The sequence below is a fragment of the Enterobacter asburiae genome, from assembly GCF_024599655.1.
GTDB classification, from domain to species: Bacteria; Pseudomonadota; Gammaproteobacteria; order Enterobacterales; family Enterobacteriaceae; genus Enterobacter; species Enterobacter asburiae_D.
Genome location: NZ_CP102247.1, coordinates 4,209,375 through 4,233,669, shown reverse-complemented (window position 1 = coordinate 4,233,669; position 24,295 = coordinate 4,209,375). Strand labels below are relative to the sequence as shown.

General features: G+C 55.0%; 25 protein-coding genes and 3 tRNA genes. 16 read left to right on the top strand and 12 right to left on the bottom strand.

All coding sequences use genetic code 11. The features are described 5' to 3' along the window. Positions 1 to 57 precede the first annotated feature (57 nt). Positions 58 to 531 carry a threonine/serine exporter gene (locus NQ230_RS20110; protein WP_020885295.1) on the bottom strand — a complete coding sequence of 158 codons (474 nt, stop codon included), beginning with the start codon at positions 529 to 531 and terminating at the stop codon, positions 58 to 60. Further along, complete coding sequence (locus NQ230_RS20105; protein ID WP_023334415.1) at positions 522 to 1,298, bottom strand: threonine/serine exporter family protein; 777 nt, start codon at positions 1,296 to 1,298, stop codon at positions 522 to 524. The genes NQ230_RS20110 and NQ230_RS20105 overlap by 10 nt, the downstream gene beginning before the upstream one ends. Before the next feature lie 410 nt (positions 1,299 to 1,708). Between NQ230_RS20105 and NQ230_RS20100 the strand changes: the two genes are divergently transcribed. Then, entirely contained in the window at positions 1,709 to 2,446 is a 738-nt protein-coding gene (locus NQ230_RS20100) for a helix-turn-helix transcriptional regulator (RefSeq protein WP_213821492.1), read from the top strand. Next, a complete protein-coding gene (gene bglJ, locus NQ230_RS20095; RefSeq protein ID WP_257261354.1) occupies positions 2,443 to 3,078 on the top strand; it encodes a DNA-binding transcriptional activator BglJ in 636 nt (211 codons plus the stop codon). The genes NQ230_RS20100 and bglJ overlap by 4 nt, the downstream gene beginning before the upstream one ends. Before the next feature lie 38 nt (positions 3,079 to 3,116). On the opposite strand, the gene NQ230_RS20090 is transcribed toward bglJ, so the two are convergent. Beyond that, positions 3,117 to 3,575, bottom strand: a complete 459-nt coding sequence (locus tag NQ230_RS20090) for a YbaK/EbsC family protein (protein ID WP_008502085.1) — start codon at positions 3,573 to 3,575, stop codon at positions 3,117 to 3,119. A 328-nt stretch (positions 3,576 to 3,903) separates the two neighbouring features. Between NQ230_RS20090 and NQ230_RS20085 the strand changes: the two genes are divergently transcribed. Then, the gene (locus tag NQ230_RS20085) at positions 3,904 to 5,250 is read left to right on the top strand and encodes a PTS sugar transporter subunit IIC (RefSeq protein WP_159515468.1); all 1,347 of its coding nucleotides are present in this window, start codon (positions 3,904 to 3,906) and stop codon (positions 5,248 to 5,250) included. A 495-nt stretch (positions 5,251 to 5,745) separates the two neighbouring features. Here the strand turns inward: NQ230_RS20085 and fhuF are convergent, their stop codons facing one another. Both fhuF and NQ230_RS20075 read right to left on the bottom strand, forming a co-directional pair. Next, the gene (gene fhuF, locus NQ230_RS20080) at positions 5,746 to 6,534 is read right to left on the bottom strand and encodes a siderophore-iron reductase FhuF (protein ID WP_257258822.1); all 789 of its coding nucleotides are present in this window, start codon (positions 6,532 to 6,534) and stop codon (positions 5,746 to 5,748) included. 95 nt (positions 6,535 to 6,629) lie between these two features. Beyond that, a complete protein-coding gene (locus NQ230_RS20075; RefSeq protein ID WP_213329920.1) occupies positions 6,630 to 7,694 on the bottom strand; it encodes a GGDEF domain-containing protein in 1,065 nt (354 codons plus the stop codon). A 215-nt stretch (positions 7,695 to 7,909) separates the two neighbouring features. On the opposite strand from NQ230_RS20075, the gene NQ230_RS20070 reads away from it, so the two are divergent. Then, the gene (locus NQ230_RS20070; RefSeq protein WP_032660829.1) at positions 7,910 to 8,179 is read left to right on the top strand and encodes a DUF1435 domain-containing protein; all 270 of its coding nucleotides are present in this window, start codon (positions 7,910 to 7,912) and stop codon (positions 8,177 to 8,179) included. A 41-nt stretch (positions 8,180 to 8,220) separates the two neighbouring features. Here NQ230_RS20070 and NQ230_RS20065 read toward each other — a convergent pair. From NQ230_RS20065 to rsmC, 4 genes are all read right to left on the bottom strand, one after another. After that, positions 8,221 to 8,306: transfer RNA gene (locus NQ230_RS20065), tRNA-Leu, on the bottom strand. Positions 8,307 to 8,339: 33 nt separating this feature from the next. Then, positions 8,340 to 8,426 (bottom strand) — tRNA-Leu (locus NQ230_RS20060). A 28-nt stretch (positions 8,427 to 8,454) separates the two neighbouring features. Beyond that, positions 8,455 to 8,541, bottom strand: a tRNA-Leu gene (locus NQ230_RS20055). A 172-nt stretch (positions 8,542 to 8,713) separates the two neighbouring features. Further along, complete coding sequence (gene rsmC, locus NQ230_RS20050) at positions 8,714 to 9,742, bottom strand: 16S rRNA (guanine(1207)-N(2))-methyltransferase RsmC (protein ID WP_257258818.1); 1,029 nt, start codon at positions 9,740 to 9,742, stop codon at positions 8,714 to 8,716. Positions 9,743 to 9,844: 102 nt separating this feature from the next. Here rsmC and NQ230_RS20045 point away from each other — a divergent pair, with 102 nt between their 5' ends. The 8 genes from NQ230_RS20045 (at position 9,845) to NQ230_RS20010 (ending at position 16,207) form a co-directional block, all read left to right on the top strand. After that, positions 9,845 to 10,258 (top strand): DNA polymerase III subunit psi, encoded by a 414-nt coding sequence (locus NQ230_RS20045; RefSeq protein ID WP_063143283.1) that lies wholly within the window; start codon positions 9,845 to 9,847, stop codon positions 10,256 to 10,258. Then, positions 10,227 to 10,670, top strand: a complete 444-nt coding sequence (gene rimI, locus NQ230_RS20040) for a ribosomal protein S18-alanine N-acetyltransferase (protein ID WP_063143284.1) — start codon at positions 10,227 to 10,229, stop codon at positions 10,668 to 10,670. The genes NQ230_RS20045 and rimI overlap by 32 nt, the downstream gene beginning before the upstream one ends. A gap of 20 nt (positions 10,671 to 10,690) precedes the next feature. Further along, positions 10,691 to 11,368: a pyrimidine 5'-nucleotidase gene (gene yjjG, locus NQ230_RS20035; protein ID WP_032660825.1), complete on the top strand. Its 678-nt coding sequence runs from the start codon at positions 10,691 to 10,693 to the stop codon at positions 11,366 to 11,368. Positions 11,369 to 11,459: 91 nt separating this feature from the next. Continuing rightward, entirely contained in the window at positions 11,460 to 13,049 is a 1,590-nt protein-coding gene (gene prfC / locus NQ230_RS20030; RefSeq protein ID WP_257258816.1) for a peptide chain release factor 3, read from the top strand. A gap of 299 nt (positions 13,050 to 13,348) precedes the next feature. Beyond that, a complete protein-coding gene (gene osmY, locus NQ230_RS20025) occupies positions 13,349 to 13,966 on the top strand; it encodes a molecular chaperone OsmY (protein ID WP_032660819.1) in 618 nt (205 codons plus the stop codon). A 127-nt stretch (positions 13,967 to 14,093) separates the two neighbouring features. After that, positions 14,094 to 14,255, top strand: a complete 162-nt coding sequence (locus NQ230_RS20020) for a DUF1328 domain-containing protein (protein WP_003856556.1) — start codon at positions 14,094 to 14,096, stop codon at positions 14,253 to 14,255. A 120-nt stretch (positions 14,256 to 14,375) separates the two neighbouring features. Further along, entirely contained in the window at positions 14,376 to 15,428 is a 1,053-nt protein-coding gene (locus tag NQ230_RS20015) for a patatin-like phospholipase family protein (protein ID WP_121424969.1), read from the top strand. Continuing rightward, a complete protein-coding gene (locus NQ230_RS20010) occupies positions 15,425 to 16,207 on the top strand; it encodes a TatD family hydrolase (protein WP_257258813.1) in 783 nt (260 codons plus the stop codon). Before NQ230_RS20015 ends, NQ230_RS20010 begins: the two co-directional genes overlap by 4 nt. Here the strand turns inward: NQ230_RS20010 and NQ230_RS20005 are convergent. Together NQ230_RS20005 and NQ230_RS20000 are read right to left on the bottom strand one after the other, a co-directional pair. Further along, complete coding sequence (locus NQ230_RS20005; protein ID WP_159515473.1) at positions 16,202 to 17,062, bottom strand: YjjW family glycine radical enzyme activase; 861 nt, start codon at positions 17,060 to 17,062, stop codon at positions 16,202 to 16,204. The two genes, NQ230_RS20010 and NQ230_RS20005, sit on opposite strands and share 6 nt — an antisense overlap. Next, a complete protein-coding gene (locus tag NQ230_RS20000; RefSeq protein ID WP_257258811.1) occupies positions 17,037 to 18,584 on the bottom strand; it encodes a YjjI family glycine radical enzyme in 1,548 nt (515 codons plus the stop codon). Before NQ230_RS20000 ends, NQ230_RS20005 begins: the two co-directional genes overlap by 26 nt. Before the next feature lie 262 nt (positions 18,585 to 18,846). Here NQ230_RS20000 and deoC point away from each other — a divergent pair, with 262 nt between their 5' ends. The 4 genes from deoC to deoD all read left to right on the top strand — a co-directional run bounded on the left by deoC (position 18,847) and on the right by deoD (position 23,182). Next, the gene (gene deoC / locus NQ230_RS19995) at positions 18,847 to 19,626 is read left to right on the top strand and encodes a deoxyribose-phosphate aldolase (protein WP_201283086.1); all 780 of its coding nucleotides are present in this window, start codon (positions 18,847 to 18,849) and stop codon (positions 19,624 to 19,626) included. A 109-nt stretch (positions 19,627 to 19,735) separates the two neighbouring features. Next, on the top strand, positions 19,736 to 21,058 hold the full coding sequence (gene deoA, locus NQ230_RS19990; protein ID WP_257258809.1) for a thymidine phosphorylase: 1,323 nt from the start codon (positions 19,736 to 19,738) through the stop codon (positions 21,056 to 21,058). Between the two features lie 52 nt (positions 21,059 to 21,110). Further along, a complete protein-coding gene (gene deoB / locus NQ230_RS19985; protein WP_257258807.1) occupies positions 21,111 to 22,334 on the top strand; it encodes a phosphopentomutase in 1,224 nt (407 codons plus the stop codon). Between the two features lie 125 nt (positions 22,335 to 22,459). Next, entirely contained in the window at positions 22,460 to 23,182 is a 723-nt protein-coding gene (deoD, locus tag NQ230_RS19980; protein ID WP_010427122.1) for a purine-nucleoside phosphorylase, read from the top strand. 85 nt (positions 23,183 to 23,267) lie between these two features. On the opposite strand, the gene lplA is transcribed toward deoD, so the two are convergent. Further along, on the bottom strand, positions 23,268 to 24,284 hold the full coding sequence (gene lplA, locus NQ230_RS19975; protein ID WP_159515476.1) for a lipoate--protein ligase: 1,017 nt from the start codon (positions 24,282 to 24,284) through the stop codon (positions 23,268 to 23,270). Between the last annotated feature and the right edge of the window lie 11 nt (positions 24,285 to 24,295).

Here is a 24,295-nt window from a genome sequence, read left to right as displayed (position 1 = left end):
TATTTTCACCAAACGGACCAGAAGGATTATCTCCATGGCAGCGAAATAACACAAATATCAAACGCGTGGGCGTTTGCGGTACAGCCACAGTCCGGGGATCGACAGTCCGATAGAGAGCGCGCCGACGATGGACGAGGCCTTAAGAAAGTTGCTCAGGAGGAGGATCATCTGGGGCTCGGTGTAGCCAAAATGGCTGATTTTCACCGCGGAAATCATCGCCGTATACGCAGATATGCCCGGGAACATCGGGATCACGGCGGCGACGGTGAACACTTTGGGATGCGCCAGATACCAGCGCGACCACTGGATGCCGATACTGCCGACCAGCATGGACGCCATGAACGTTGACCATTCGATGTTAAAACCGGCGGTCATCATCACCATTCGCGAGCCATGGCCAATCGCGCCCAGCAGCGCACACCACGGCAGCGCGCGTTGCGGAACGTTAAATACCATCGCAAAGCCGACGGCAGGTATGGCGGCCAGAAGCATGTCCTGCGCCAGCGCCAGCAGAAAATCTATCACGCCCATCCGCGCAACCCCCAGAGTGTCATAGCCATAACAACGCCGATGCAGGTCGCCAGCGTCAGCAGGCTGGCGATAGCCCAGCGTGCCAGACCGGTATTAATGTGCCCTTTAAACATGTCGGCGACGGCGTTGATCAACGGGAAGCCCGGGACCAGCAGAAGCACGCTGGCGGCCATGGCAATCGTCGGGGTGTTAGCAAACTGCGGCAGGCGCAGAAGCAGGCCGGAAACCGTGGTGGCGACAAACGCGGTAATGCAGAAGTTAATTTGCGGATGCAGCTGCCGGTGCGTCAGCAACTGGCGAACATACATGGCGATACTGCTGGCAAAAAAGGTGACGATCGCACCGTCCCAGCCACCTTTATTGAGCTTACAAAAGCAGGCGCACGACAGGCCTACCATCAGCACGACAAGCCAGCGCGGATAACGTAACGGCTTAATTTGGTTGAACCGCTTTTCAATTTCATGGAGATCGAGAAGCTTGTGTTCAGCAAGGATCACGATGTGCTGCACTTCGGTCACGACGTGCATGTTAATGCCGCGGTCATGGTTTTTGCGGGTGGAGGTCAGGCACTGACCGTCTTTGATGGTGGTCAGCACAATGGCGTTGGATGAGATAGCGCTTTCAACGCTATCCATACCCAGTGCCACTCCCAGCCGGGTTGAAAGCTCCTCAACCAGCGCGCTTTCCGCGCCGTGCTGGAGCAGAAAAAGACCGCACTGAATACATAGCCGCGTGATAGCACGCTGCGTTGACCGATCTGCCTGCATGTATTGTCCTGAAGAAGATGGAAAGTTGCCGGTTGGCCCATAGTGATTACTTTTAGCACAAAGAGCAGTGCCTCTTGCTGTGGGCCAGATCAAGGTTTATGCAAACAGTTTCCGCCCGTATCGCGAAAGGGGAGTGGGATTAATTTATCAGTGCGGTGAATTATTAATATGGAAATATAGAATATTTGTATTTAGTTATTCTAATTTTATATTGTCGTTATTTTAATGGCTCCGCAATTAAATTTATTTGCGCTTTATGAGATATTACCGCTGTTTTAGGCATTTCTTAAACTAAGAACTTATCTCATCTTCTGCTTGTATTAATCAGTTTTACACTCAGGGACGAAAATACTCATACATTGATGCGTTTTAACGTGACTCATCAAATGAAGAATGGACACGGAGGGTCTATGTTGTCATTGCATGGTAAGCGCGGCGTGGTCATTAGCCGGATACCCGTGATGCAAAACGGGTTAGGGGGGGTGATGGCACGCCATTTCCCCGATTTTGAACTTACCTATTGCCGCTCACTGCAGGAGCTAACGCTGCTCCAGTTACGCCGCGCGGATGTCATTATTGCCGATGTTTCAGGTGAATACAGGAATCCTCGGGGCACCCTCGAAGAGTATTACGGTTTATTGAATCAATACCGGGACATTCACTGGATCTTTTTAGTTTCGCGGCCGCTTTATCCTATTGCGGTTGAGTTGCTTATGCGCCCGGAAAGTACGTTGCTGTCTGATATGGAGCCCATTGAAGGCGTGGTGAACGCTATTCGGGCAGGTAGCGAGCGGGCAGAGCGGATAAGCCAGACGTTATTAACCCCGGAACCTCAAAGTACGGAGGATGAAGACGAACACGTTATCGCGCTCACGCACTCGGAACGCAAGGTACTGCGTCTGCTAGGTAAAGGATGGGGGATTAACCAAATCGCCACCCTGCTCAAGAAGAGCAATAAAACCATCAGTGCGCAGAAAAACAGTGCGATGCGACGGCTGTCCTTACGCAGTAATGCCGATATGTACGCCTGGATCAACAGTACGCAGGGAATGAGAGAGCTGAGTTTGATGTCAGCCTATGGAGAGTTCGAGGAATGGAAAAAACCGATTCAACAAGACATATCGCCATCGTCGAAAATTGCACGATGAGTGCCGTTGGGCTACAGCATCTTTTTGCAATGCCCGGCCTGAATCATTATCAGCTGCATCTGTTTAGCGAATTTGACAGCTTTAAGAAAGCACTTCAGAACGTCAATTTTTTCTCGCTGATCTATTCACTTTCCGATGCGCGAGAGGAACGTCGTAACTGTCTGGCACACCTGCGGGACCTCGCGTTTACGCATGGTCATATACAGCGCATTATCCTGGTTGCTGATGAGACGGAAGCACGGTTAATTAGCCATCTTTCGCCGTCACGCCTTCACGGCGTGGTCAGTAAATCGCTGACGCTTGAGCACCTGCAGCAGGAACTCATGGTGTTGTTGGGTGAAACGGTGCGCATCAATGACAATATGATGAATCACTGGTACCGGAGTCAAAACAGAATGTTAAGCCCAACGGAACGGGCAATATTACGTTATATGTCTTGCGGCTATTCTATTCCTCAAATCGCGGCACAGCTTGAACGCAATATTAAGACCATCCGGGCGCATAAGTTTAATGCGATGGTGAAGCTGGGGGTGAACTCTGACGTCGGGTTGCTGGATGCGGCGGATATAATTACTCACCTTCCAGCAAGAGAACCGCGAAGTTCGGCACTCGGCAAGCCAACCTTTTTATAACCTGCCCGTTGCGCGCCAGACAGGCTCTGGCGCATCAATCAGATGCAAACATCAACCCACTTTGCGGAAGTCAGCTCTGCCATTCTGTCTGGTGAAATACGCACGGCACTGTGAATTGCGCCTGCGGCGGGCAGGACTTCGGCGTACTGCTTTAATGAGATATCGCAGTAAACCGCGAGTGGGTTTTCCAGCCCGAACGGGCACACGCCGCCAACGGGATGACCGGTGATGGTCACCACTTCATCACTGCTGAGCATGCGCGCTTTCGCACCAAACGTATCTTTCAGCTTTTTGTTATCCAGGCGCGCATCGCCTTTCGCTACCACCAGAATCACCTCATTTTTCACCTTTAATGACAAGGTCTTGGCGATTTGTCCCGGTTCAACACGATGGGCGGCAGCAGCCAACGCAACGGTAGCGGTACTCTGACTAAGTTCAATTACGTCTATATCCGGCGCGTTGTCGGCAAAAAACTGCTGTACAGACTGCAAACTCATTGTTTCCTCCTGACAAATATCCTGCGTAATCTGTCATAAGAATTTATGCTCTGTAAATATCTCTTAAGTAACAAATATCCCGAACGGCTGATTTCTGGATCCTCTTCACATTCACAGAAACCGGTTACAGTAACCGGTTGCAGAGCGTGATGCGTCGATTAATACTGAGTACGTAACGTCCCCTGTATCCAATAATAAGAGCAAATTATGAAACCATTTCGTCTGAGCAGTACCACTGGTACACAAGCCAGCAAGGTTGTGAAGCTGATTTATGGAACAACGTGCGGCGCGAATGTGCCCGTAACAAACGTCTGACAGGAGATCTGCCATGTCTGCCAACCATGCTGCGTTTAACCTGATATTCCGTTTCGTTGAAAATTACGTGAGCCCGATTGCCGGGCGGATCTCTTCCCAGCGTCATGTCATGGCTATTCGTGATGGGTTCATCTCCGCGATGCCATTTATGATTGTGGGTTCATTTTTGTTAGTGTTCGCTTACCCACCTTTTTCGCCTGATACCACCTGGGGTTTCGCCCGCGCCTGGCTGGATATGGCGAAGCAGTTTGAAGGCCAGATCCTGACGCCGTTTGATATGACGATGGGCATTATGTCCATTTATATCTGTGCGGCGATTGCCTATAACCTTGGCAAACACTATGTCAAATCGCACCAGTTAGATCCGTTCATGTGCGCCATGCTGTCGCTGATGGCGTTTCTGCTGGTCGCGGCTCCGAAAACCAAAGGCACGCTTCCTGTCGACAGCCTGGGTGGCACGGGGATTTTTACCGCGATTCTGGTGGCGATCTACTGCGTTGAGATGATGCGTTTCCTCAAGGCGCATAACATCGGTATTCGCCTCCCAGACCAGGTTCCGCCGATGATCAAAAACTCTTTTGATCTGCTGATCCCGGTGCTGGTGGTGGTGTTAACGCTCTATCCTCTGAGCCTGCTCATTCAGTCTCAGTTCGGCATGCTGATCCCGCAGGCCATTATGTCGGTCTTTAAACCGCTGGTGTCCGCGGCGGATTCGCTGCCTGCGATCCTGCTGGCCGTGTTGATTGGCCATCTGCTGTGGTTCGCCGGGATCCACGGCGCCGCCATCGTCTCCGGGATGCTGCAGATGTTCTGGCTGACTAACCTGGGCGCTAACCAGACCGCGCTGGCCGCCAGCCAGCCTCTGCCGCATATTTTTATGGAGGCGTTCTGGACGTTCTTTATCGTGATTGGTGGGTCGGGCGCCACGATGGGGCTGGTGATTTGCTATCTGCGTAGCCGTTCAGCGCATTTACGCTCTATCGGGCGTTTGAGCGTGGTACCCAGCTTCTTTAACATCAACGAACCCGTCATTTTCGGTACGCCGATTGTGATGAACCCGGTGTTCTTTATTCCGTTCCTGCTGGCACCGATGGTAAATGCCGTGCTGGCCTGGGCGGCGATGACCTTTGACCTGATTGGCCGCGTCATCTCAGTGGTCCCCTGGACGGCACCGGCTCCGATAGGCGCAGCGTGGGCTCTGGGCTGGGATTTCCGCGCGGCTATTCTGGTTGTGGTTCTGGCCTGCGTATCGGCAATCATCTATTACCCGTTCTTCAAAGTGTACGAGAAGCAGCTGCTGGAGCAGGAAGCGGAAGAAGCGCAGCGTAACGCGGAAGAGGACAATCAGCAGGTGGCCTAGGTAAAAGCAAAACGGCAACGCATGTTGCCGTTTTTAGTGTTTGTTCCCTCTCCCTGTGGGCTGAGGGATCCCCAGTAATTTTTAAGCAGCAATAACGTTGTTTAAGAACGACTGAGGCCTTTCAGCGATGCCCTGGTCCGGCTGTAAATCGCTGAGGCGTTTGCCTTCCGCCCGTCCCCGATAAGCCGGAAGGAATAAGCCGAGGGCACCGCGTAGCGGCGATTTACCGCCGGGAGCCCGGGTCGCCAGGGTGGTGGCGACTGAGCCACCCTGGCACGTTCACCGGTTATGGGGTTACAGAGTAGCAAGGAACATAAAGTGAACGGAATGACCACTACAGCTGTATGTTCCCCTCACCCTAACCCTCTCCCCGGAGGGGCGAGGGGACTGTTCCGTGCCGGCATTATTTTGTGGGGAACCCTCAGCCCTGTGGGAGAGGGGGAAGGCCTCAGGCCGGGCCAGTGTAAGCGAAGCGCCACCGGGCAATTCACTGCACTACTTCAGCGTGCAATCCCCGCACTGCTTAACGTCCGGCAGGCGGTAGCGCTGGCAGCAGGTGCGGCGAACCAGAAGCCCATCACGGAGCACGACGGTACGGAATAACGGGTTGTCGCGGCCATCGGAAAGCTGTTTTGCAAAGAAACAGGACTGACGCAGGGCGTCAACGTTCTCATCACCAAGCAGAGGCTTCATTTCCGTTAAATACCAGTGGATTAAATACCCCGTATTGCTCCAGATAAGCTTCCCATTAATCTCCCCCGTCGCTTCAAGCGCTTCCACCACCGGGATCAGGGCCTGCGTGATAAGCTGCTCCATGCGTTCCTGAGCCGTCAGGCGTTCCGCGTTCTGGTCTTCGTGAAGATCGATCCAGAAGCAGGCTGCACGCCCGGTTTCGTGGAACTCGACGTGGAAATTATCCGGCGAGAGTTCCAGCATGCTCTTTTGCGTTAACAGCGCCAGCATGAGGGGAGGCACCATCAGCCCGATATACCACTGCGCCCAGAGTGAAAGCAGAGGTTTATTTTCCCGCGTAAGGGTGGGCTGATTGCGATAGATATGGTCGGAATAGGTGGCCAGCAGCGATTGCAGTTTTGTCGGCTGGCGCCACTCTGCGAGCGTCATGGCGTGGTTCGGGTGCGCTTCATCAAGCCGGATAAAGTCCAGCAGGTGGGCGCGCGTCTCCGCAATCTTATCCCGTATGGCATCCGCAAGCGAAGCATTCCCGCTGGTGAGGGGCGCTCGCCAGAGGAGGGGTTCGACGATGTGTGCGGTTTGCGTAGCCATAGTATAGATAGAAATCTAAATGATAATGATTGCCAATCCTAACTATTGCTCATACCAATGGCAAGACTTTTGTCCTGGTGACATCGCCGTGATGTTTACGCCGTCTGCAGCTCTTCGCTCAACAGAATGTTATTGCGCCCCATATGCTTTGCTTCGTAGAGGGCTTTGTCCGCTTTTTCCAGCGCGCCTTCCACGTCTTCATCCTCGAAAATAGCAATACCAATGCTGATGGTGACGTTTGTCGCGACGCTCTCGTTAAACAGATGCGGTATTTTCAAATCGTAGACTTTCTGACGGATCCGCTCGGCCGTCTGGCGAGCATGCTCGAGTGAAATATTGGTCAGCAGCACCATAAACTCTTCCCCGCCAAAGCGCGCCACAATATCGCGAGAACGCACGGCGTCGCGGATTGCCGCAGAGACGCGCTTCAGCGCCTGGTCGCCCATCATATGGCCATAATGGTCGTTATAGGCTTTGAAGTGGTCGATATCCATCAGCAGGACAAAGTGCTCGCCATTTTCTACCGTCGGCAGGTTCTCCAGACGGCTTTGCAGACCGCGACGATTATAGAGCCCGGTAAGCGGGTCCATCATGCTGAGATCGGTAAGGGTTTCTCGCTCTTCCAGCAGGCGAGAGAGCAATTCCTGAGCGAAACGATCGTTACGTCTTTGCAAAATGTTATGAATAGCAATTGCCACCACAGGAAGTGCGAAAGAATAGGTCATTCTCAGCCATATATCGTGATCGCTTAGCCACAGGCAGACAATAAAGGTGGGCAATGAGTGCAGCGTAAATGCTTTGATATTACTGGCGAATGCAAGCGTTCCGATAAAAAGCACCGTCAACAGGGCAATTAGCAAATACGTCGCATGGTCGTGGGAAATTAAGGCGAATTTCGACACAATTTGCCAGGCCCATAAAATACCGAAGATCCCTGAAACAACAGGAATATTTATCTTCCGCGCGCGCTTTCTCCAGTGCCAGACGAACAGCCCTGTGCTGATGGAGAAAATAGCAATAAGTGGTGCAGATAACAGGCGTACGGAATTGAGCGGGTTTGTTACCGAGAACACTGCCGAGGTTGCGTTCAGAAATAAAAACAAACGTAACGACAATTGATATTTTCTGTGAACCAAAGACCGCCAGGATTGTGATGTCATAGTCGTGCGTTTTTATTAAAATTTAATTAAAACAAATAAGTAGGTGTTGTTTCGCAATAAAATATGCAAAAAACTCAAAGAGTAATTATCAGAAAATCTTTAGGTGTTGTTAACAGGTGTGCAATTTATCACCTTAGGCAATTCCTGTCATTACGGGAAAGGTAAAGGTCGCTGGATTTTGATTCATTCAGCTGACAAATGATAATCTCTGTCATATGATATTGGTTATCATTATCGTTGTGAGAGGGCAGATCATGTTGAACAGGGCGCTGGGAAGTGGTTGGGGGGTATTGCTACCGGGAGCCATTCTCGGCGGTTTGATGTTTGCCGATCTCTCCCTTGATACCTGGAAAGCGATCATTGTGTCAGGCCTGTTAGTCACGTCAGGCATGATCTGGCATAAGCAACTGCGCCACTTTGTTTTACTGCCATCCTGCGTAGCACTGGTCAGTGGAATTCTGGTGATACTGATGAGTTTGAAATAACAGGGAAAACAAGAGGAACTTCAGAAGGGATGTAAGATAATTGGTGCGAGGGGGGGGACTCGAACCCCCACATCCTAAGGACACTAACACCTGAAGCTAGCGCGTCTACCAATTCCGCCACCTTCGCACAGTCATCTTACTATTGTTGATATCGCCTCGTTGGTGCGAGGGGGGGGACTCGAACCCCCACATCCGTAAGGACACTAACACCTGAAGCTAGCGCGTCTACCAATTCCGCCACCTTCGCCCAGTGCGAGCAATATCATTGTGATTTATGGTGCGAGGGGGGGGACTCGAACCCCCACATCCGTAAGGACACTAACACCTGAAGCTAGCGCGTCTACCAATTCCGCCACCTTCGCATACCATCGATACTGTAAAAGTATCGTAACCACGGAGGCGCATTCTAGATGTTTTCAGCTTTACGTCAACTGAAAAGTGCTCACCTTTTATTGATTGCTGCAAAAATGGCCGGAACGGAGACGCCTGCTTGCCGGATGACGATTGCGCTTATCCGACCTGCAGGAGTGGAGATTACTTTTTGGCCTGACGTGTCATCACGGTACGGTAGACCTTAAAGCGGCCGGTCTGGGCGATCACTTCGTGGAAGCCGAAGGTTTCGTCCAGCACTTTCGGGTACGCCAGGAAGGCGTTCGCAACGATACGCAGCTCGCCGCCGCTGTTAAGGTGACGGGTTGCGCCACGGATCAGCGTTTGTGCCGCTTCAAGGCTGGTCTCCATGCCGTCGTGGAACGGCGGGTTGGAGATGATCATGTCGAAACGACCGGTGACGTCAGAGAAGACGTTGCTGGCAATCACCTCGCCTTCAATGCCGTTTGCGGCAAGCGTTGCGCGGCTGGCTTCTACCGCCGGGGCGCTTACGTCACACAGGGTTAAACGGACTTTTGGTGAATGGCTGGCGAGCACGGTAGAGAGCACGCCCGCGCCGCAGCCCACGTCCAGCACTTTGCCTTTGGTGTGCGGCGTCAGGGTGGAGAGCAGCAGCTTGCTGCCCGTATCCAGCGCGTCACGGCTGAACACGCCCGGCAGGGTTTTGATGGTCAGGCCGTCAAGCTGGTACTCGTCCCAGTAAGCCTGTGGGTCAAACGTTGTCTGTTTTTCCAGACGGCCATGGTACAGACCACAGCGGCGAGCGCTGTCGACTTTGTTCAGCGGGGCGTAAGCTTCCAGCATCTGTTCTGCACTGCGCACGCCGCTGCGGTTCTCACCCACCACGAAAATATCGCAGCCGACCGGCAGCAGGGAGAGCAGATTCATCAGCTGGAACTGGGCTTCCGGTTTGTTCTTCGGCCAGTAGTAAATCAGCGTATCGCAGTCGGCGATATCGCTCTGCTCCGCCACCATGCTAAAGCGCGCGCGCTCGCCCATCTGGCGGCTCAGCACCTGCCAGTGGTGGTAGTATTGGGTATGGGCACGGCTTTCAGCACAGTCGAAACGCGCAGGCAGGTCATCCTGCATATCTCCGGCAAACAGAATACGGCTTTCTTCGAAATCATCACTGTGACGCAGCAAGACTTCACTTGCCGGGGTAAATGCAGACATGAATTGTTCCTCAATAAACTCAGGCGGGGATTATAGTAGGTAGATGGCGCACTTTCGACACATTTGCTATATTTGCGCGCCTGAGAGACAGGAGTTTTCCCTATGACATCCCGACGAGACTGGCAGTTGCAGCAGCTGGGCATTACCCAGTGGGCTTTGCGTCGCCCGACGGCGTTGCAGGGCGAAATCGCCATTTCCATCCCTGCGCACGTACGCCTGGTGATGGTGGCGGAAGAACTGCCTGCCCTGAATGAACCCCTGATCGATGATGTCCTTCGCAGCCTGAAGATGACGGCCGACCAGGTTTTACAGCTGACGCCAGAGCGTGTCGCGATGCTTCCTCCTGATAGCCGCTGTAACAGCTGGCGTATCGGAGAGACAAACGAGATCCCCCTCCAGGGGAGCCAGATCTCCACGCCAGCGCTGGACGAACTGAAAGCCAACCCAAAGGCGCGCAGCGCGCTATGGCAACAAATCTGCGAATATGAACACGATTTCTTCCCTCACGACGACTGACCTGACCACCGCGTTTGCGATTGAAACACGCGCCCACGCCTTTCCGTGGAGCGAAAAAACCTTCGCCAGCAATCAGGGCGAACGGTATCTGAACTACCGCCTGGACGTCGACGGCACCATGGCCGCCTTCGCAATCACGCAGGTTGTTCTTGATGAAGCGACGCTGTTTAATATCGCGGTTGATCCCGCGTTCCAGCGCCGTGGGCTGGGAAGAGAACTGCTCGAGCACCTCATCCGTGAGCTCGAAACCCGTGACGTTTTCACCCTGTGGCTGGAGGTGCGCGCGTCGAATGTCGCCGCCATCGCGCTCTATGAAAGCTTAGGCTTTAACGAGGCGACAATCCGCCGTAACTACTACCCCACCGCAGAGGGACGTGAAGACGCCATCATAATGGCTCTGCCGATTGGATAATAAAAAATAAGGTTGTAACGATGAAATGGGACTGGATTTTCTTTGATGCCGACGAAACGCTGTTTACGTTCGATTCGTTCGGCGGACTACAGCGGATGTTTCTCGACTATAGCGTGACCTTCACCGCTGAAGATTTTCAGGACTATCAGGCGGTAAACAAGCCGCTGTGGGTGGATTACCAGAACGGTGCCATCACCGCGTTACAGCTTCAGCACCAGCGCTTTGACGTCTGGGCGGAACGCTTAAAGGTCAGTCCGGGGACGCTGAACGAGGCGTTCCTGAACGCGATGGCCGATATCTGTGCGCCACTGCCGGGCGCGGTTTCCCTGCTGAATGCATTGAAAGGCAAGGTGAAACTGGGGATCATCACCAACGGTTTTACCGCCCTGCAGCAGATCCGCCTCGAGCGCACCGGCCTGCGCGATCATTTCGACGCTCTGGTGATCTCCGAAGAGGTGGGTGTACCTAAACCGGATCCGCGGATCTTCGATTATGCGCTGTCGCAGGCAGGTAATCCTGACCGCGATCGCGTACTGATGGTGGGTGATACGGCAGAGTCAGATATCCTGGGCGGCATGAATGCCGGTCTGTCGACTGTCTGGCTCAACGCGCATGGCCGCGTGAAGCCTGAAGGCATCGAGCCGACCTGGACCGTAACGTCGTTGAACGAACTGGAGCAACTCCTGTGTAAACAATGATTGCCTGCCCCCCATTGATGGGTAAAATAGCCGCAATTTTGTATTCCATGATGCGTGTCGTGCTGCCGCGCTTATAAAAGAAGATTTAATTATGACGTTGTCTCCTTATCTGCAAGAGGTGGCCAAGCGCCGCACTTTTGCCATTATCTCGCACCCGGATGCCGGTAAAACGACCATCACTGAGAAGGTGTTGCTGTTCGGACAGGCGATCCAGACTGCGGGTACCGTTAAAGGCCGTGGCTCCAGCCAGCATGCAAAATCTGACTGGATGGAGATGGAAAAGCAGCGTGGTATTTCGATTACCACCTCCGTGATGCAGTTCCCGTATCACGACTGCCTCGTGAACCTGCTGGACACCCCGGGCCACGAAGACTTCTCCGAAGATACCTACCGTACCCTGACGGCGGTGGACTGCTGTCTGATGGTGATCGATGCCGCGAAAGGTGTAGAAGATCGGACTCGTAAGCTGATGGAAGTTACCCGTCTGCGCGATACGCCGATCCTCACCTTTATGAACAAACTCGACCGTGACATCCGTGACCCGATGGAAGTGATGGACGAAGTGGAAAGCGAGCTGAAAATCGCCTGTGCGCCCATCACCTGGCCAATTGGCTGCGGTAAGCTGTTCAAAGGGGTGTATCACCTCTATAAAGACGAAACCTACCTGTATCAGACCGGTAAAGGCCACACCATTCAGGACGTTCGCGTGGTGAAAGGTCTGGATAACCCTGAGCTGGACGTGGCAGTCGGCGAAGAGCTGGCCGAGCAGCTGCGCGACGAGCTGGAGCTGGTGAAGGGTGCGTCTCACGAGTTCGACAAAGAGCTGTTCCTGAGCGGTGAAATCACCCCGGTCTTCTTCGGTACCGCGCTGGGTAACTTCGGCGTTGACCACATGCTGGACGGTCTGGTGGAGTGGGCGCCACGCCCAATGCCGCGTAAAACCGACACCCGTGAAGTGGAAGCAAAAGAAGAGAAATTCACCGGATTCGTCTTCAAAATTCAGGCCAACATGGACCCGAAACACCGCGACCGCGTGGCCTTTATGCGCGTGGTGTCCGGTAAGTATGAAAAGGGCATGAAGCTGCGTCAGGTGCGTACCGGTAAAGACGTGGTGATTTCTGACGCCCTGACCTTTATGGCGGGCGACCGTTCGCACGTTGAAGAGGCGTATCCGGGCGACATCATCGGTCTGCACAACCACGGCACTATTCAGATCGGCGATACCTTCACCCAGGGTGAAATGATGAAGTTCACCGGTATTCCGAACTTCGCACCGGAGCTGTTCCGTCGTATTCGTCTGCGCGATCCGCTGAAGCAGAAACAGCTGCTGAAAGGCTTGGTTCAGCTCTCCGAAGAGGGCGCCGTGCAGGTGTTCCGCCCTATCGCGAACAACGATCTGATCGTTGGCGCAGTCGGTGTGCTGCAGTTCGACGTGGTTGTTGCCCGTCTGAAGAGCGAGTACAACGTGGAAGCGATTTACGAGTCTGTGAACGTCGCGACCGCGCGCTGGGTTGAGTGTTCTGACGTGAAGAAATTCGAAGAATTTAAGCGTAAGAACGAAATTCAGCTGGCGCTGGATGGTGGCGATAACCTGACCTATATCGCACCAACCATGGTGAACCTGAACCTGACGCAGGAACGTTATCCTGACGTTCAGTTCCGTAAAACCCGCGAGCACTAATCCCCTCTCAGAGCACGGCTGCCGCCGTGCTCTTCTTTAATTCCTGTCTTATTAATCCCTTGCGGAATGTTCTTAATTCAACGCAATTTCACGCTATTCGCGCGTTTTTTACTCAATTCTGAAAGCGGCTCTGTGAGAGTGATCTATATTTAACTCAGTGTTTAACACCGGGCGTGGATAAATTAACTGTTCAATGCATGACTTTAGGTTGTCCATTTTGCCCGCGTGTTTATTCGCAATATATAAAACTACTAAGGAAGTATGTAGCCCGAATAACGGGTCAACACAGGAATAGATCGATGAATATGACAAGACTGAAGATTTCGAAAACTCTGCTGGCTGTAACCCTGGGTAGCGTTCTGGTGAGCGGTTCCGCCCTGGCGGAAAGCACCACCATGGATAAAGCACAGTCCACTGCCGATACCGCAGGGCAAAAAATCGATAGCTCTATGAATAAAGTCGGCAACTTCATGGATGACAGCTCAATCACAGCAAAAGTGAAAGCCGCACTGGTGGATGATGAATCCATCAAAAGCACCGATATTTCCGTTAAGACCGACAAGAAAGTGGTCACGCTGAGCGGCTTCGTGGAAAGCCAGGCTCAGGCCGAACAGGCGGTGAAAGTCGCGAAGGGCGTCGAAGGTGTTGCCTCCGTCAGCGATAAGCTGCACGTACGTGACGGCAAAAACGCGTCGGTGAAAGGTTATGCCGGTGATGCCGCTACCACCAGCGAAATCAAAGCTAAACTTTTAGCAGATGACATCGTGCCGTCTCGTAAGGTGAAAGTGGAAACCACCGATGGTGTGGTTCAGCTTTCCGGTACGGTAGATTCGCAGGCGCAAAGTGAACGCGCCGAGTCCATCGCGAAAGCGATTGACGGTGTGAAAAGCGTTAAAAACGATCTGAAAACGAAGTAAATCTGGACCATTCGCCCGCCTGGCTTACACCTGCGGGCGAAATAAGAACGACTCTGGAAAAACGCCGGTGAGTGACCTGAGCGCTCACGTTTAGCGGCCGACATTAACTATGGTAAAGGAGAAGCTTATGTTTCGTTGGGGCATTATATTTCTGGTTATCGCGTTAATTGCCGCCGCATTGGGCTTTGGTGGACTGGCAGGTACAGCGGCATGGGCAGCTAAAATTGTCTTCGTTGTGGGTATTATTCTGTTCCTGGTCAGCCTGTTTACGGGTCGCAGACGTCCGTAGCAAACGCAATATTCCTTCAACAAAATAAAGCCAGTCACTGTGACTGGCTTTTTCTTATTTGCGGAACAGGTCGGGTGCGTTACTGTGGTGTTATAAAATAATCAAAACAGGAAAGCAGAGGTGGGGCAACGAATTCCCGTTACGCTCGGCAATATTGCGCCGCTGACGTTAAAGCCGTTTCGCGCAGGTCAACTCGCGCTGGTCTGCGAAGGTGGAGGACAGCGCGGCATTTTCACCGCCGGCGTGCTGGATGAATTTATGCGCGCGCAGTTCAACCCGTTTGACCTTTACTTCGGCACCTCTGCCGGCGCGCAGAACCTCTCTGCCTATGTCTGTAACCAGCCCGGCTACGCGCGAAAGGTCATTATGCGCTACACCACGGCGAAAGAATTTTTTAATCCGGTGCGCTTTGTGCGCGGCGGCAACCTGATCGATCTCGACTGGCTGCTGGAGTCGACCTCCAGCCAGATGCCGCTGGCCATGGATACTGCCGCCCGTCTGTTTGATAGCGGCAAAGAATTCTGGATGTGCGCCAGCCGGGGCGATGACTATTCGCCGGGCTATTTTTCTCCTCAGAAGGAGAACTGGCTGGACATCATCCGCGCCTCCAGCGCGATCCCCGGCTTTTATCGTACCGGCGCCCTGCTGGACGGCATTAGCTATCTGGACGGCGGGATCAGTGACGCGGTGCCGGTGCAGGAAGCCGCCCGGCGCGGGGCGAAAACCATTGTGGTGATCCGTACCGTGCCGTCGCAAATGTATTACACCCCGCAGTGGTTTAAACGGATGGAGCGCTGGCTGGGCGACAGCAGCCTGCAGCCGCTGGTGAACATCGCGAAGCAGCATGAAACCACCTACGGCGCGATGCAGCGCTTCATTGAAAAACCGCCGGGTAAGCTGCGTATTTTTGAAATCTATCCGCCTAAGCCGCTGCTGAGCATGGCCCTGGGCAGCCGCGTTCCTGCACTGCGCATGGATTACAAAACGGGGCGGCTGTGCGGGCGCTATTTCCTGGCGACGGTAGGCAAAATGCTCGCGGAGCAACCGCCGCTTCATCGCCATAAACGCATTATTATGCCGCCTGCGATTGTCGCCAACGACCCGCTGACCATGCCGCTGGTGGATATTCCCCAGGCGAACGATGTTCCACTGGATAACGAGGATCTGGCGTGACGCACCGCTTTGTCGATACCCACTGCCACTTTGATTTCCCGCCGTTTACGGGGGATGAAGCGCAAAGCATTGCGAAAGCTGCCGAGGCAGGCGTTCAGGCCATCATTGTGCCGTCAGTGGAAGCGGCCTATTTTTCCCGGGTGCTGGATCTTTCCATGCGGTACCCCGCGCTCTATGCCGCGCTCGGCCTGCATCCGATTGTGATTGAGCGGCATCTTGATGAGCACATTGAGAGGCTTGATGAGGTAGTGCTGACCGCAGGAGACAAACTTGTCGCCATCGGTGAGATCGGCCTCGATCTTTATCGCGAGGATCCGCAGTTTGAGCGCCAGCAGACGATCCTCGACGCGCAGCTCAGGCTGGCGAAGCGCCACGATCTGCCGGTTATCCTCCATTCAAGACGCACGCACGATAAGCTGGCGATGCACCTGAAACGCATCGGTCTGCCGCGCATGGGCGTCGTGCACGGTTTCTCCGGCAGCCTGCAGCAGGCGCAGCGTTTTATCGCGCTGGGCTATAAAATCGGCGTCGGGGGCACCATCACCTATCCGCGCGCCAGTAAAACCCGTGACGTGATGGCACAGCTGCCGCTGTCGGCGCTGCTGCTGGAAACCGACGCGCCGGATATGCCGCTGAATGGTTTTCAGGGTCAGCCGAATCGTCCGGAACAGGCAGCGCGCGTGTTTACCACCCTGTGTGAACTGCGAAAGGAGCCTGAAGAGGTGATTGCCGACGCGCTGCTTGAAAATACCCGTTCGGTATTTGGCATCACGCTATAGGTAAAGCGCCGGGCGGATCACCGTTATCTTCTGTTTTTCCAGCGCCAGCGCCAGCGGTTCAACGTCCTCGGGCGTGGCGCTACGCCATGATGCCGCCTCACCGTAAACGCCATGCGCATGAAATGCGTTGATGCGCACCGGCACATTTCCAAGCCCGTGGATAAAGGTCGTTAGCGGTTTGAGATGTTCCAGATAATCACACTGCTCCGGAATAACCAGCAGGCGGAGTTCCGTCAAACGGCGACGATCTGCCAGCCAGCGGATGCTCTGCTTAATCTGCGGGTTTTCGCGCCCGGTCAGGAAGCGGTGATGCTCGTTCCCCCACGCCTTCAGATCCAGCATCGCGCCATCCAGTACCGGCAGCAGCTTTTGCCAGCCGGTTTCGCTTAACAGACCGTTGCTGTCTACCAGGCAGGTGAGGTGACGCAGGGCGGGATCGGCTTTGATCGCGTTGAACAGGGCTATCAAAAACGGCAATTGCGTTGTGGCTTCACCGCCGCTCACGGTGATCCCTTCGATAAACGGTGCGGATTTGCGGATCTGGGTGAGGATCTCATCCACGCTGAAGCGGTGCGCCATAGGCGTTGCCTGCTGCTGGCACAGGTGCAGGCAGGTGTCGCACTGCTGGCAGTCACTCTCCTGCCACCAGACGCGTCCGGCCTGAATGGTCAGCGCGTCGTGCGGACAGTGGGGCACACAGTCCCCGCAGTCGTTGCAGCGGCCGATCGTCCACGGGTTGTGGCAGGTTTTGCAGCGCAGGTTGCAGCCCTGCAGGAACAGGGCCAGGCGGCTGCCCGGTCCGTCCACGCAGGAAAAAGGAATGACCTGACTAACTAAAGCGCATCTGCTGTTCATGGCTTATCACGCGTGGCTGACGTTCCAGGATACGGGTATTGCGTGCGGCCTCTTCACCCAGCCACGTGGTGTTGGTTCTCGAACCCGCTTCCCGGTATTTCTCCAGATCCGATAATCGCACCATATAGCCGGTCACGCGGACCAGATCGTTACCCGCTACGTTAGCCGTAAATTCCCGCATACCCGCTCTGAAGGCGCCGAGGCACAGCTGAACCACCGCCTGCGGGTTGCGTTTTACCGTCTCATCCAGAGTGAGAATATCGCTGATCCCGGCGTGATAGTGCTGGTGATGCGGCGCAACGGCCAGCAGATGGCTGATGGGATCCGGCTCGTCGCCGTAAGGCAGACGTGCGCCCGGCGTGGTGCCCGAGTCAGAACTGATCCCCGACTGTGCATGCAGCATCGCGCGATGCTTCCAGCCGTGCTTTACCGGCGTGTTTTCAACGAATGCCGCGAGCTGCTCGCTGATGCGATACCCCAGCGCGTTAGCCTGTTCGTCTTTACCGTAACGCCCCTCGATGCCTTCCTTCTCGCAGAGCACGTTCACCGCTTCCGCCAGGCCGTACATGCCAAACATCGGCACAAACCGATCGGCATCAATGAGCCCCTCTTTGACCAGGAAGCTATTCTCAAAGAAGCCAGATTGCCCGTACAGAAAATCGCAGCGCGCATCGATGATGGCAATTTGCTGCTGGCAGTAGTGCGGGAGCGCGCGGGTAAAGAAGTCTTCAATGGATGTGCTGCGTTCCGCAATGGCTTTGAGGTTAAGGCGTACCAGGGTGCTGCCACCGCCTGCAAGCGGCAGGGAGTTGTAACAACTCACCACGCCGTAACGGCCTTTTGTGAAAATTTTATCATTCATCGGGCCATTAGAAATGTGCGGTTTGTTGCATTCACATATGTTTTTTGCCACCTCAAGCAGCAGGTCGTCCGGAGTGATATCGGGATCGTAGATGAAGGTCAGGTTCGGTGCGACCTGCTTCAGCTCTGCGTCGGCACGCAGAATGGCGCGTGTGATGGGGCCGTCGGCAGGCCCGATGTTTGCGTGCATAAACGCATCCGGCAGCGTACGGTCGAGATAGCGCCAGAAACGTTTTATTCTGCTATCGATCTCTTCTTGTGTTAGAATTCTAACATATGGAGTTAATATCGCATCAAGCTGACCGAGATAGACCGGCATCGATGTGACGGACGGAACATGGTGGTAGAGGATGGTTAACAGCGAGAGGGCGTCGTCGAGATCTTTCGCCCCTTCCAGCTCCAGCCACTCTGAACCGTTAGCCAGAAATTTTGCGTAATCCGGCAGAACGTAACGGGGTTTGTAAGGCGCGTGACCTTCGAACATGTCGCAGATAAACCCTTCGTCCAGCGCGGCTCGCGCGGCCTCAGGAAGTGCCGGATAAGGCAGGTTGTTTTCCGCTTCCAGCGCCAGAAAATGACGTTTTTGTTCCGGGGTTAACACCGGGCTTGTCACAATGTGCTGGCAACGTTGTTGCAGGGCGTCGGGGCTGGAGTGGGGCATATTCGCTTCCTTGAGTGTTCTGCGGATGATGAACGGATTGTAGGAAGCCAGCCTGTCGGGGCTTTTGATCCGACAGGGGGTATCGCTGCTTTAGTCGGCAATTTAGGCGCTAAAGTTTGAAGAAGATCTCATTACAGTAATGCAAAATTGTACGCAGTTTTCATTAACTGTGATGAATGTCGAAGTGTGGATGCGGGTGAATGTTAGAATACTCACAGACCCGCAAGGTAAAATTTATACGGCACTGCCGTTGGAGAATGTTATGACCGATTTAACTGCAAGCAGCCTGCGCGCGTTGAAACTGATGGATCTGACCACCCTGAACGATGACGACACCAATGAAAAAGTCATCGCCCTGTGCCATCAGGCGAAAACGCCGGTGGGTAACACCGCAGCCATCTGTATCTACCCGCGCTTTATCCCGATTGCCCGTAAGACGCTGAAAGAGCAGGGCACGCCGGACGTGCGTATTGCAACCGTAACTAACTTCCCGCATGGCAACGACGATATCGAGATTGCGCTGGCAGAAACCCGCGCGGCGATTGCCTACGGCGCAGACGAAGTTGACGTGGTATTCCCGTACCGCGCGCTGATCGCCGGCAACGAGCAGGTTGGTTTTGACCTGGTGAAAGCCTGTAAAGAGGCCTGCGCGGCGGCAAACGTGCTGCTGAAAGTAATCATCGAAACCGGCGAGCTGAAAGAAGAGGCGCTGATTCGTAAGGCGTCTGAAATTTCCATCAAAGCCGGTGCGGATTTCATTAAAACCTCTACTGGTAAAGTGCCGGTGAATGCGACTCCAGAAAGCGCGCGCATCATGATGGAAGTGATCCGCGACATGGGCGTGTCCAAAACCGTTGGTTTCAAACCTGCGGGCGGCGTGCGTACTGCCGAAGACGCGCAGCAGTTCCTGGCGATTGCCGACGAGCTGTTTGGCGCCGACTGGGCCGATTCCCGCCACTACCGCTTCGGCGCGTCCAGCCTGCTGGCCAGCCTGCTGAAAGCGCTGGGTCACGGCGACGGTAAGAGCGCAAGCAGCTACTGATTGCCAGATAATGCCGGATGACGCTTCGCTTATCCGGCCTACAGGATCGTAGGGCGGGTAAGCGTAGCGCCACCCGCCACAACTCCCCCGATTCCGCATGGAGGTTACCGTGTTTCTCGCACAAGAAATTATTCGTAAAAAACGTGATGGTCATGCATTAAGCGACGAAGAGATCCGCTTCTTTATCAACGGCATTCGTGATAACACCGTCTCTGAAGGGCAGATTGCGGCTCTGGCGATGACCATTTTCTTCCACGATATGTCGATGCCTGAGCGCGTGTCGCTGACCATGGCGATGCGAGATTCAGGAACCGTTCTGGACTGGAAAAGCCTCAACCTTAACGGCCCGATTGTGGACAAACACTCCACCGGCGGCGTGGGCGACGTGACGTCTCTGATGCTCGGCCCAATGGTGGCAGCCTGTGGCGGTTACATCCCGATGATCTCCGGGCGCGGCCTGGGCCACACCGGCGGTACGCTCGACAAACTTGAAGCCATTCCGGGCTTCGATATCTTCCCGGATGACAGCCGCTTCCGCGACATTATTAAAGACGTTGGTGTGGCGATTATCGGCCAGACCAGCTCTCTTGCTCCGGCAGACAAGCGTTTCTACGCGACCCGCGATATCACCGCGACCGTTGACTCCATCCCGCTGATCACCGCCTCTATCCTGGCGAAAAAACTGGCTGAAGGGCTGGACGCGCTGGTGATGGACGTGAAGGTGGGCAGCGGTGCGTTTATGCCGACCTATGAACTTTCTGCTGCGCTTGCCGAAGCGATCGTTGGCGTCTCCAACGGCGCGGGCGTGCGCACCACCGCACTGCTCACCGACATGAACCAGGTGCTGGCCTCCAGCGCCGGTAACGCGGTCGAAGTGCGTGAGGCGGTACAGTTCCTCACCGGCGAATACCGTAACCCGCGTCTGTTCGACGTCACCATGGCGCTGTGCGTTGAGATGTTAATCTCCGGCAAGCTGGCCAAAGACGATGCAGAAGCGCGCGCGAAGCTGCAGGCGGTGCTGGACAACGGCAAAGCGGCGGAGATCTTTGGCCGCATGGTTGCGGCGCAGAAAGGCCCGACCGATTTCGTCGAAAACTACGCGAAATACCTGCCAACCGCGATGCTCAGCAAAGCCGTTTACGCAGATTCCGAAGGCTTCGTTTCCGCAATGGACACCCGCGCGCTCGGCATGGCGGTGGTCTCGATGGGCGGCGGACGCCGTCAGGCATCGGACACCATTGATTACAGCGTCGGCTTTACCGATATGGCCCGTCTGGGCGACAGCGTTGACGGTCAGCGTCCACTGGCGGTGATCCACGCCAAAGACGAAGCCAGCTGGCAGGAAGCGGCGAAAGCGGTGAAGGCAGCCATTACGCTTGACGATAAAGCGCCGGAAACCACACCGACTGTCTATCGCCGTATCACCGAATAGCGGTATACTGATCTGATCAATCATTTTTAAGCACTACGTACGGAGAACAATTATGAAACGTGCATTTATTATGGTGCTGGACTCATTCGGCATCGGCGCAACCGAAGATGCAGAACGTTTTGGTGACGTGGGTTCCGATACCATGGGTCACATCGCGGAAGCCTGTGCGAAAGGCGAAGCGGACAACGGTCGTAAAGGCCCTCTGACTCTACCCAACCTGACCCGCCTCGGTCTGGTGAAAGCGCATGAAGGTTCTACCGGTAAAATCGCAGCCGGTATGGACGGCAACGCGGAAGTCGTGGGCGCCTACGGCTGGGCTCACGAGCTCTCCTCCGGTAAAGACACCCCGTCTGGCCACTGGGAAATCGCCGGTGTGCCGGTGCTGTTCGACTGGGGTTATTTCTCCGATCACGAGAACAGCTTCCCGCAGGAGCTGCTCGATAAGCTGGTGAAGCGCGCCAATCTGCCGGGCTACCTCGGCAACTGCCACTCTTCCGGGACCGTAATTCTGGATGAGCTCGGCGAAGAGCACATGAAAACCGGCAAGCCGATTTTCTACACCTCCGCTGACTCCGTGTTCCAGATTGCCTGCCACGAAGAGACCTACGGCCTGGATAAACTCTACGAGCTGTGCGAAATCGCCCGTGAAGAGCTGACCGAAGGCGGCTACAACATTGGCCGCGTGATCGCGCGTCCGTTTATCGGCGACAAAGCGGGTAACTTCCAGCGTACCGGTAACCGTCACGACCTGGCCGTTGAGCCACCGGCGCCAACCGTGCTGCAGAAGCTGGTTGAAGAGAAAGACGGCCACGTGGTTTCCGTGGGTAAAATCGCGGATATCTACGCCAACTGCGGCATCACCAAAAAAGTGAAAGCCACCGGTCTGGATGCGCTGTTCGATGCCACCATCAAAGAGATGAAAGACGCGGGCGACAAGACCATTGTCTTCACCAACTTCGTGGACTTCGACTCCTCCTGGGGCCACCGTCGCGACGTCGCAGGCTATGCGGCCGGTCTGGAACTGTTCGACCGTCGTCTGCCGGAGCTGATGGAGCTGGTGGGTGAAGATGACATTCTGATCCTGACCGCGGACCACGGCTGTGACCCAACCTGGACCGGTACCGACCACACCCGTGAGCACATTCCGGTGCTGGTGTACGGCCCGAAAGTGAAGCCGGGCTCGCTTGGTCACCGTGAAACCTTCGCGGACATCGGCCAGACTATCGCGAAATACTTTGGTACGTCTGACATGGAATATGGCAAGGCCATGTTCTGAACGGATTGGGTGCGGCCTGATGCCCTCACCCCGGCCCTCTCCCACAGGGAGAGGGAGAACAGAATGTAGGCCCGGTAAGCGAAGCGCCACCGGGCAAAAAAAATTCAAATGAAAAGGAACTGAAGATGGCAACTCCTCACATTAATGCAGAAATGGGTGATTTCGCTGACGTCGTATTGATGCCGGGCGACCCGCTGCGCGCGAAGCACATTGCTGAAACCTTCCTGGAAGACGTGCGTGAAGTGAACAACGTTCGCGGCATGCTGGGCTTCACCGGTACCTATAAAGGCCGCAAAATCTCCGTGATGGGCCACGGCATGGGTATCCCATCCTGCTCCATCTACACCAAAGAGCTGATCACTGACTTCGGCGTGAAGAAAATCATCCGCGTTGGCTCCTGCGGCGCGGTGCGCATGGACGTTAAGCTGCGCGACATCGTTATCGGTATGGGCGCCTGCACCGATTCCAAAGTTAACCGCATGCGTTTTAAAGACCATGACTTCGCGGCGATTGCTGACTTCGGTATGGTGCGCGACGCGGTTGACGCGGCAAAAGCGCTGGGCGTTGAAGCGCGCGTGGGTAACATCTTCTCTGCTGACCTGTTCTATGCACCGGACGGCGGCGAGATGTTCGACGTGATGGAAAAATACGGCATCCTGGGCGTGGAAATGGAAGCGGCGGGTATCTACGGCGTTGCGGCTGAGTTCGGTGCGAAAGCGCTGACCATCTGCACCGTATCCGATCACATCCGTACCCACGAGCAGACCACCGCTGCCGAGCGTCAGACGACCTTCAACGACATGATCAAAATCGCGCTGGAATCCGTTCTGCTGGGCGATAAAGAGTAAGAGCTGTTGAGCCGGGTGGCGGCTTCGTCTGACCCGGCCTATGGTTTTGTAGGCCCGCTAAGCGCAGCGCCAGCGGGCTTTTTAACTAGCGCACGGCCTGCGCAATCCATGCTGACAAATCTCTTAACTCTTTTTCCTGCCCCGGGAAATCCCCAATCAACGCGTCGCATTCCTGCTGCAGCATATCCGCCCGGTACAAACAGCCCTGCAAACGTGCCGCGAGTGCTTCCAGCGGCGCCGGGTTCAGGCTATCGGTAAACACCTGCGTGCGGGTGATATGGCCTTTCTCCACGTCAAAATGCAGCTCCACGCCGCCCCAGGTAAAACGCTCATCCAGCAGATGGGAAAACGCAGGTGCCTGGCCGAAGTTCCACTCCCAGCTGCTCTGGCGGGCGAAGGTGTCGGCGAAGTTGGGCAGGTCCGGGGTTTTGTCAGGGGAGATCACTTCTGCCTCCACGCGCTCGCCGTAATATTCAAAGAACGCGTCACGGATCGCATCGCAAATCTGCTCGTGAGTAATGCCCGGCAGCAGCTCCACCAGATTCGCCACGCGCCCGCGCACGGAGGTAATCCCTTTAGCCTGGAGCTTTTTCTTGTCCGGATTCAGGTAGTTCGCCAGACGGCTCAGGTCAGCGTTCAGCAGCAGGGTGCCGTGATGGAAGCCGCGATCCATCGTTTCGCGGTAGGCGGAGCCGGAGACCTTCCGGTCGCCCTCCGGGGTTTTCACCACCAGGTCGTTACGCCCGGACGCTTCCGCCGTCACGCCGAGTGAATTGAGCGCGTTGAGGACGATGGACGTTGAGATGGTTTTGTCGTATTCCGGTTTGCCCGCCATAAAGGTGAAGCAGGTATTGCCCAGATCGTGAAACACCGCGCCGCCGCCGCTGCTGCGGCGTGCCAGACGGACGTTGTCCTCTTCCATGCGCCGCGTATTGCACTCTTTCCACGGGTTTTGCGCGCGGCCAATGACCACCGTATCGGCGTTACGCCAGAGAAACAGTACGCGCTGGGTAGCGGGCATCTGGCGGAAGATGCACTCTTCTACCGCGAGATTAAACCAGGGATCGTAAGAGTCAGAGATAAGCAGGCGTAACGTCGTCATGGCAAAGTTCC

Excerpts from the sequence above, each read along its gene's own strand:
- NQ230_RS20075 (WP_213329920.1), bottom strand. The coding sequence starts at position 7,694 with ATGACATCACAATCCTGGCGGTCTTTGGTTCACAGAAAATATCAATTG.
- NQ230_RS20045 (WP_063143283.1), top strand. The coding sequence starts at position 9,845 with ATGACATCCCGACGAGACTGGCAGTTGCAGCAGCTGGGCATTACCCAG.
- deoC (WP_201283086.1), top strand. The coding sequence starts at position 18,847 with ATGACCGATTTAACTGCAAGCAGCCTGCGCGCGTTGAAACTGATGGAT.
- NQ230_RS20020 (WP_003856556.1), top strand. The coding sequence starts at position 14,094 with ATGTTTCGTTGGGGCATTATATTTCTGGTTATCGCGTTAATTGCCGCC.
- deoB (WP_257258807.1), top strand. The coding sequence starts at position 21,111 with ATGAAACGTGCATTTATTATGGTGCTGGACTCATTCGGCATCGGCGCA.
- NQ230_RS20090 (WP_008502085.1), bottom strand. The coding sequence starts at position 3,575 with ATGAGTTTGCAGTCTGTACAGCAGTTTTTTGCCGACAACGCGCCGGAT.
- NQ230_RS20000 (WP_257258811.1), bottom strand. The coding sequence starts at position 18,584 with ATGCCCCACTCCAGCCCCGACGCCCTGCAACAACGTTGCCAGCACATT.
- NQ230_RS20070 (WP_032660829.1), top strand. The coding sequence starts at position 7,910 with ATGATATTGGTTATCATTATCGTTGTGAGAGGGCAGATCATGTTGAAC.
- osmY (WP_032660819.1), top strand. The coding sequence starts at position 13,349 with ATGAATATGACAAGACTGAAGATTTCGAAAACTCTGCTGGCTGTAACC.
- NQ230_RS20085 (WP_159515468.1), top strand. The coding sequence starts at position 3,904 with ATGTCTGCCAACCATGCTGCGTTTAACCTGATATTCCGTTTCGTTGAA.
- yjjG (WP_032660825.1), top strand. The coding sequence starts at position 10,691 with ATGAAATGGGACTGGATTTTCTTTGATGCCGACGAAACGCTGTTTACG.
- fhuF (WP_257258822.1), bottom strand. The coding sequence starts at position 6,534 with ATGGCTACGCAAACCGCACACATCGTCGAACCCCTCCTCTGGCGAGCG.
- NQ230_RS20100 (WP_213821492.1), top strand. The coding sequence starts at position 1,709 with ATGTTGTCATTGCATGGTAAGCGCGGCGTGGTCATTAGCCGGATACCC.
- lplA (WP_159515476.1), bottom strand. The coding sequence starts at position 24,284 with ATGACGACGTTACGCCTGCTTATCTCTGACTCTTACGATCCCTGGTTT.
- rsmC (WP_257258818.1), bottom strand. The coding sequence starts at position 9,742 with ATGTCTGCATTTACCCCGGCAAGTGAAGTCTTGCTGCGTCACAGTGAT.
- NQ230_RS20005 (WP_159515473.1), bottom strand. The coding sequence starts at position 17,062 with ATGAACAGCAGATGCGCTTTAGTTAGTCAGGTCATTCCTTTTTCCTGC.
- rimI (WP_063143284.1), top strand. The coding sequence starts at position 10,227 with ATGAACACGATTTCTTCCCTCACGACGACTGACCTGACCACCGCGTTT.
- NQ230_RS20110 (WP_020885295.1), bottom strand. The coding sequence starts at position 531 with ATGGGCGTGATAGATTTTCTGCTGGCGCTGGCGCAGGACATGCTTCTG.
- bglJ (WP_257261354.1), top strand. The coding sequence starts at position 2,443 with ATGAGTGCCGTTGGGCTACAGCATCTTTTTGCAATGCCCGGCCTGAAT.
- NQ230_RS20105 (WP_023334415.1), bottom strand. The coding sequence starts at position 1,298 with ATGCAGGCAGATCGGTCAACGCAGCGTGCTATCACGCGGCTATGTATT.
- prfC (WP_257258816.1), top strand. The coding sequence starts at position 11,460 with ATGACGTTGTCTCCTTATCTGCAAGAGGTGGCCAAGCGCCGCACTTTT.
- deoD (WP_010427122.1), top strand. The coding sequence starts at position 22,460 with ATGGCAACTCCTCACATTAATGCAGAAATGGGTGATTTCGCTGACGTC.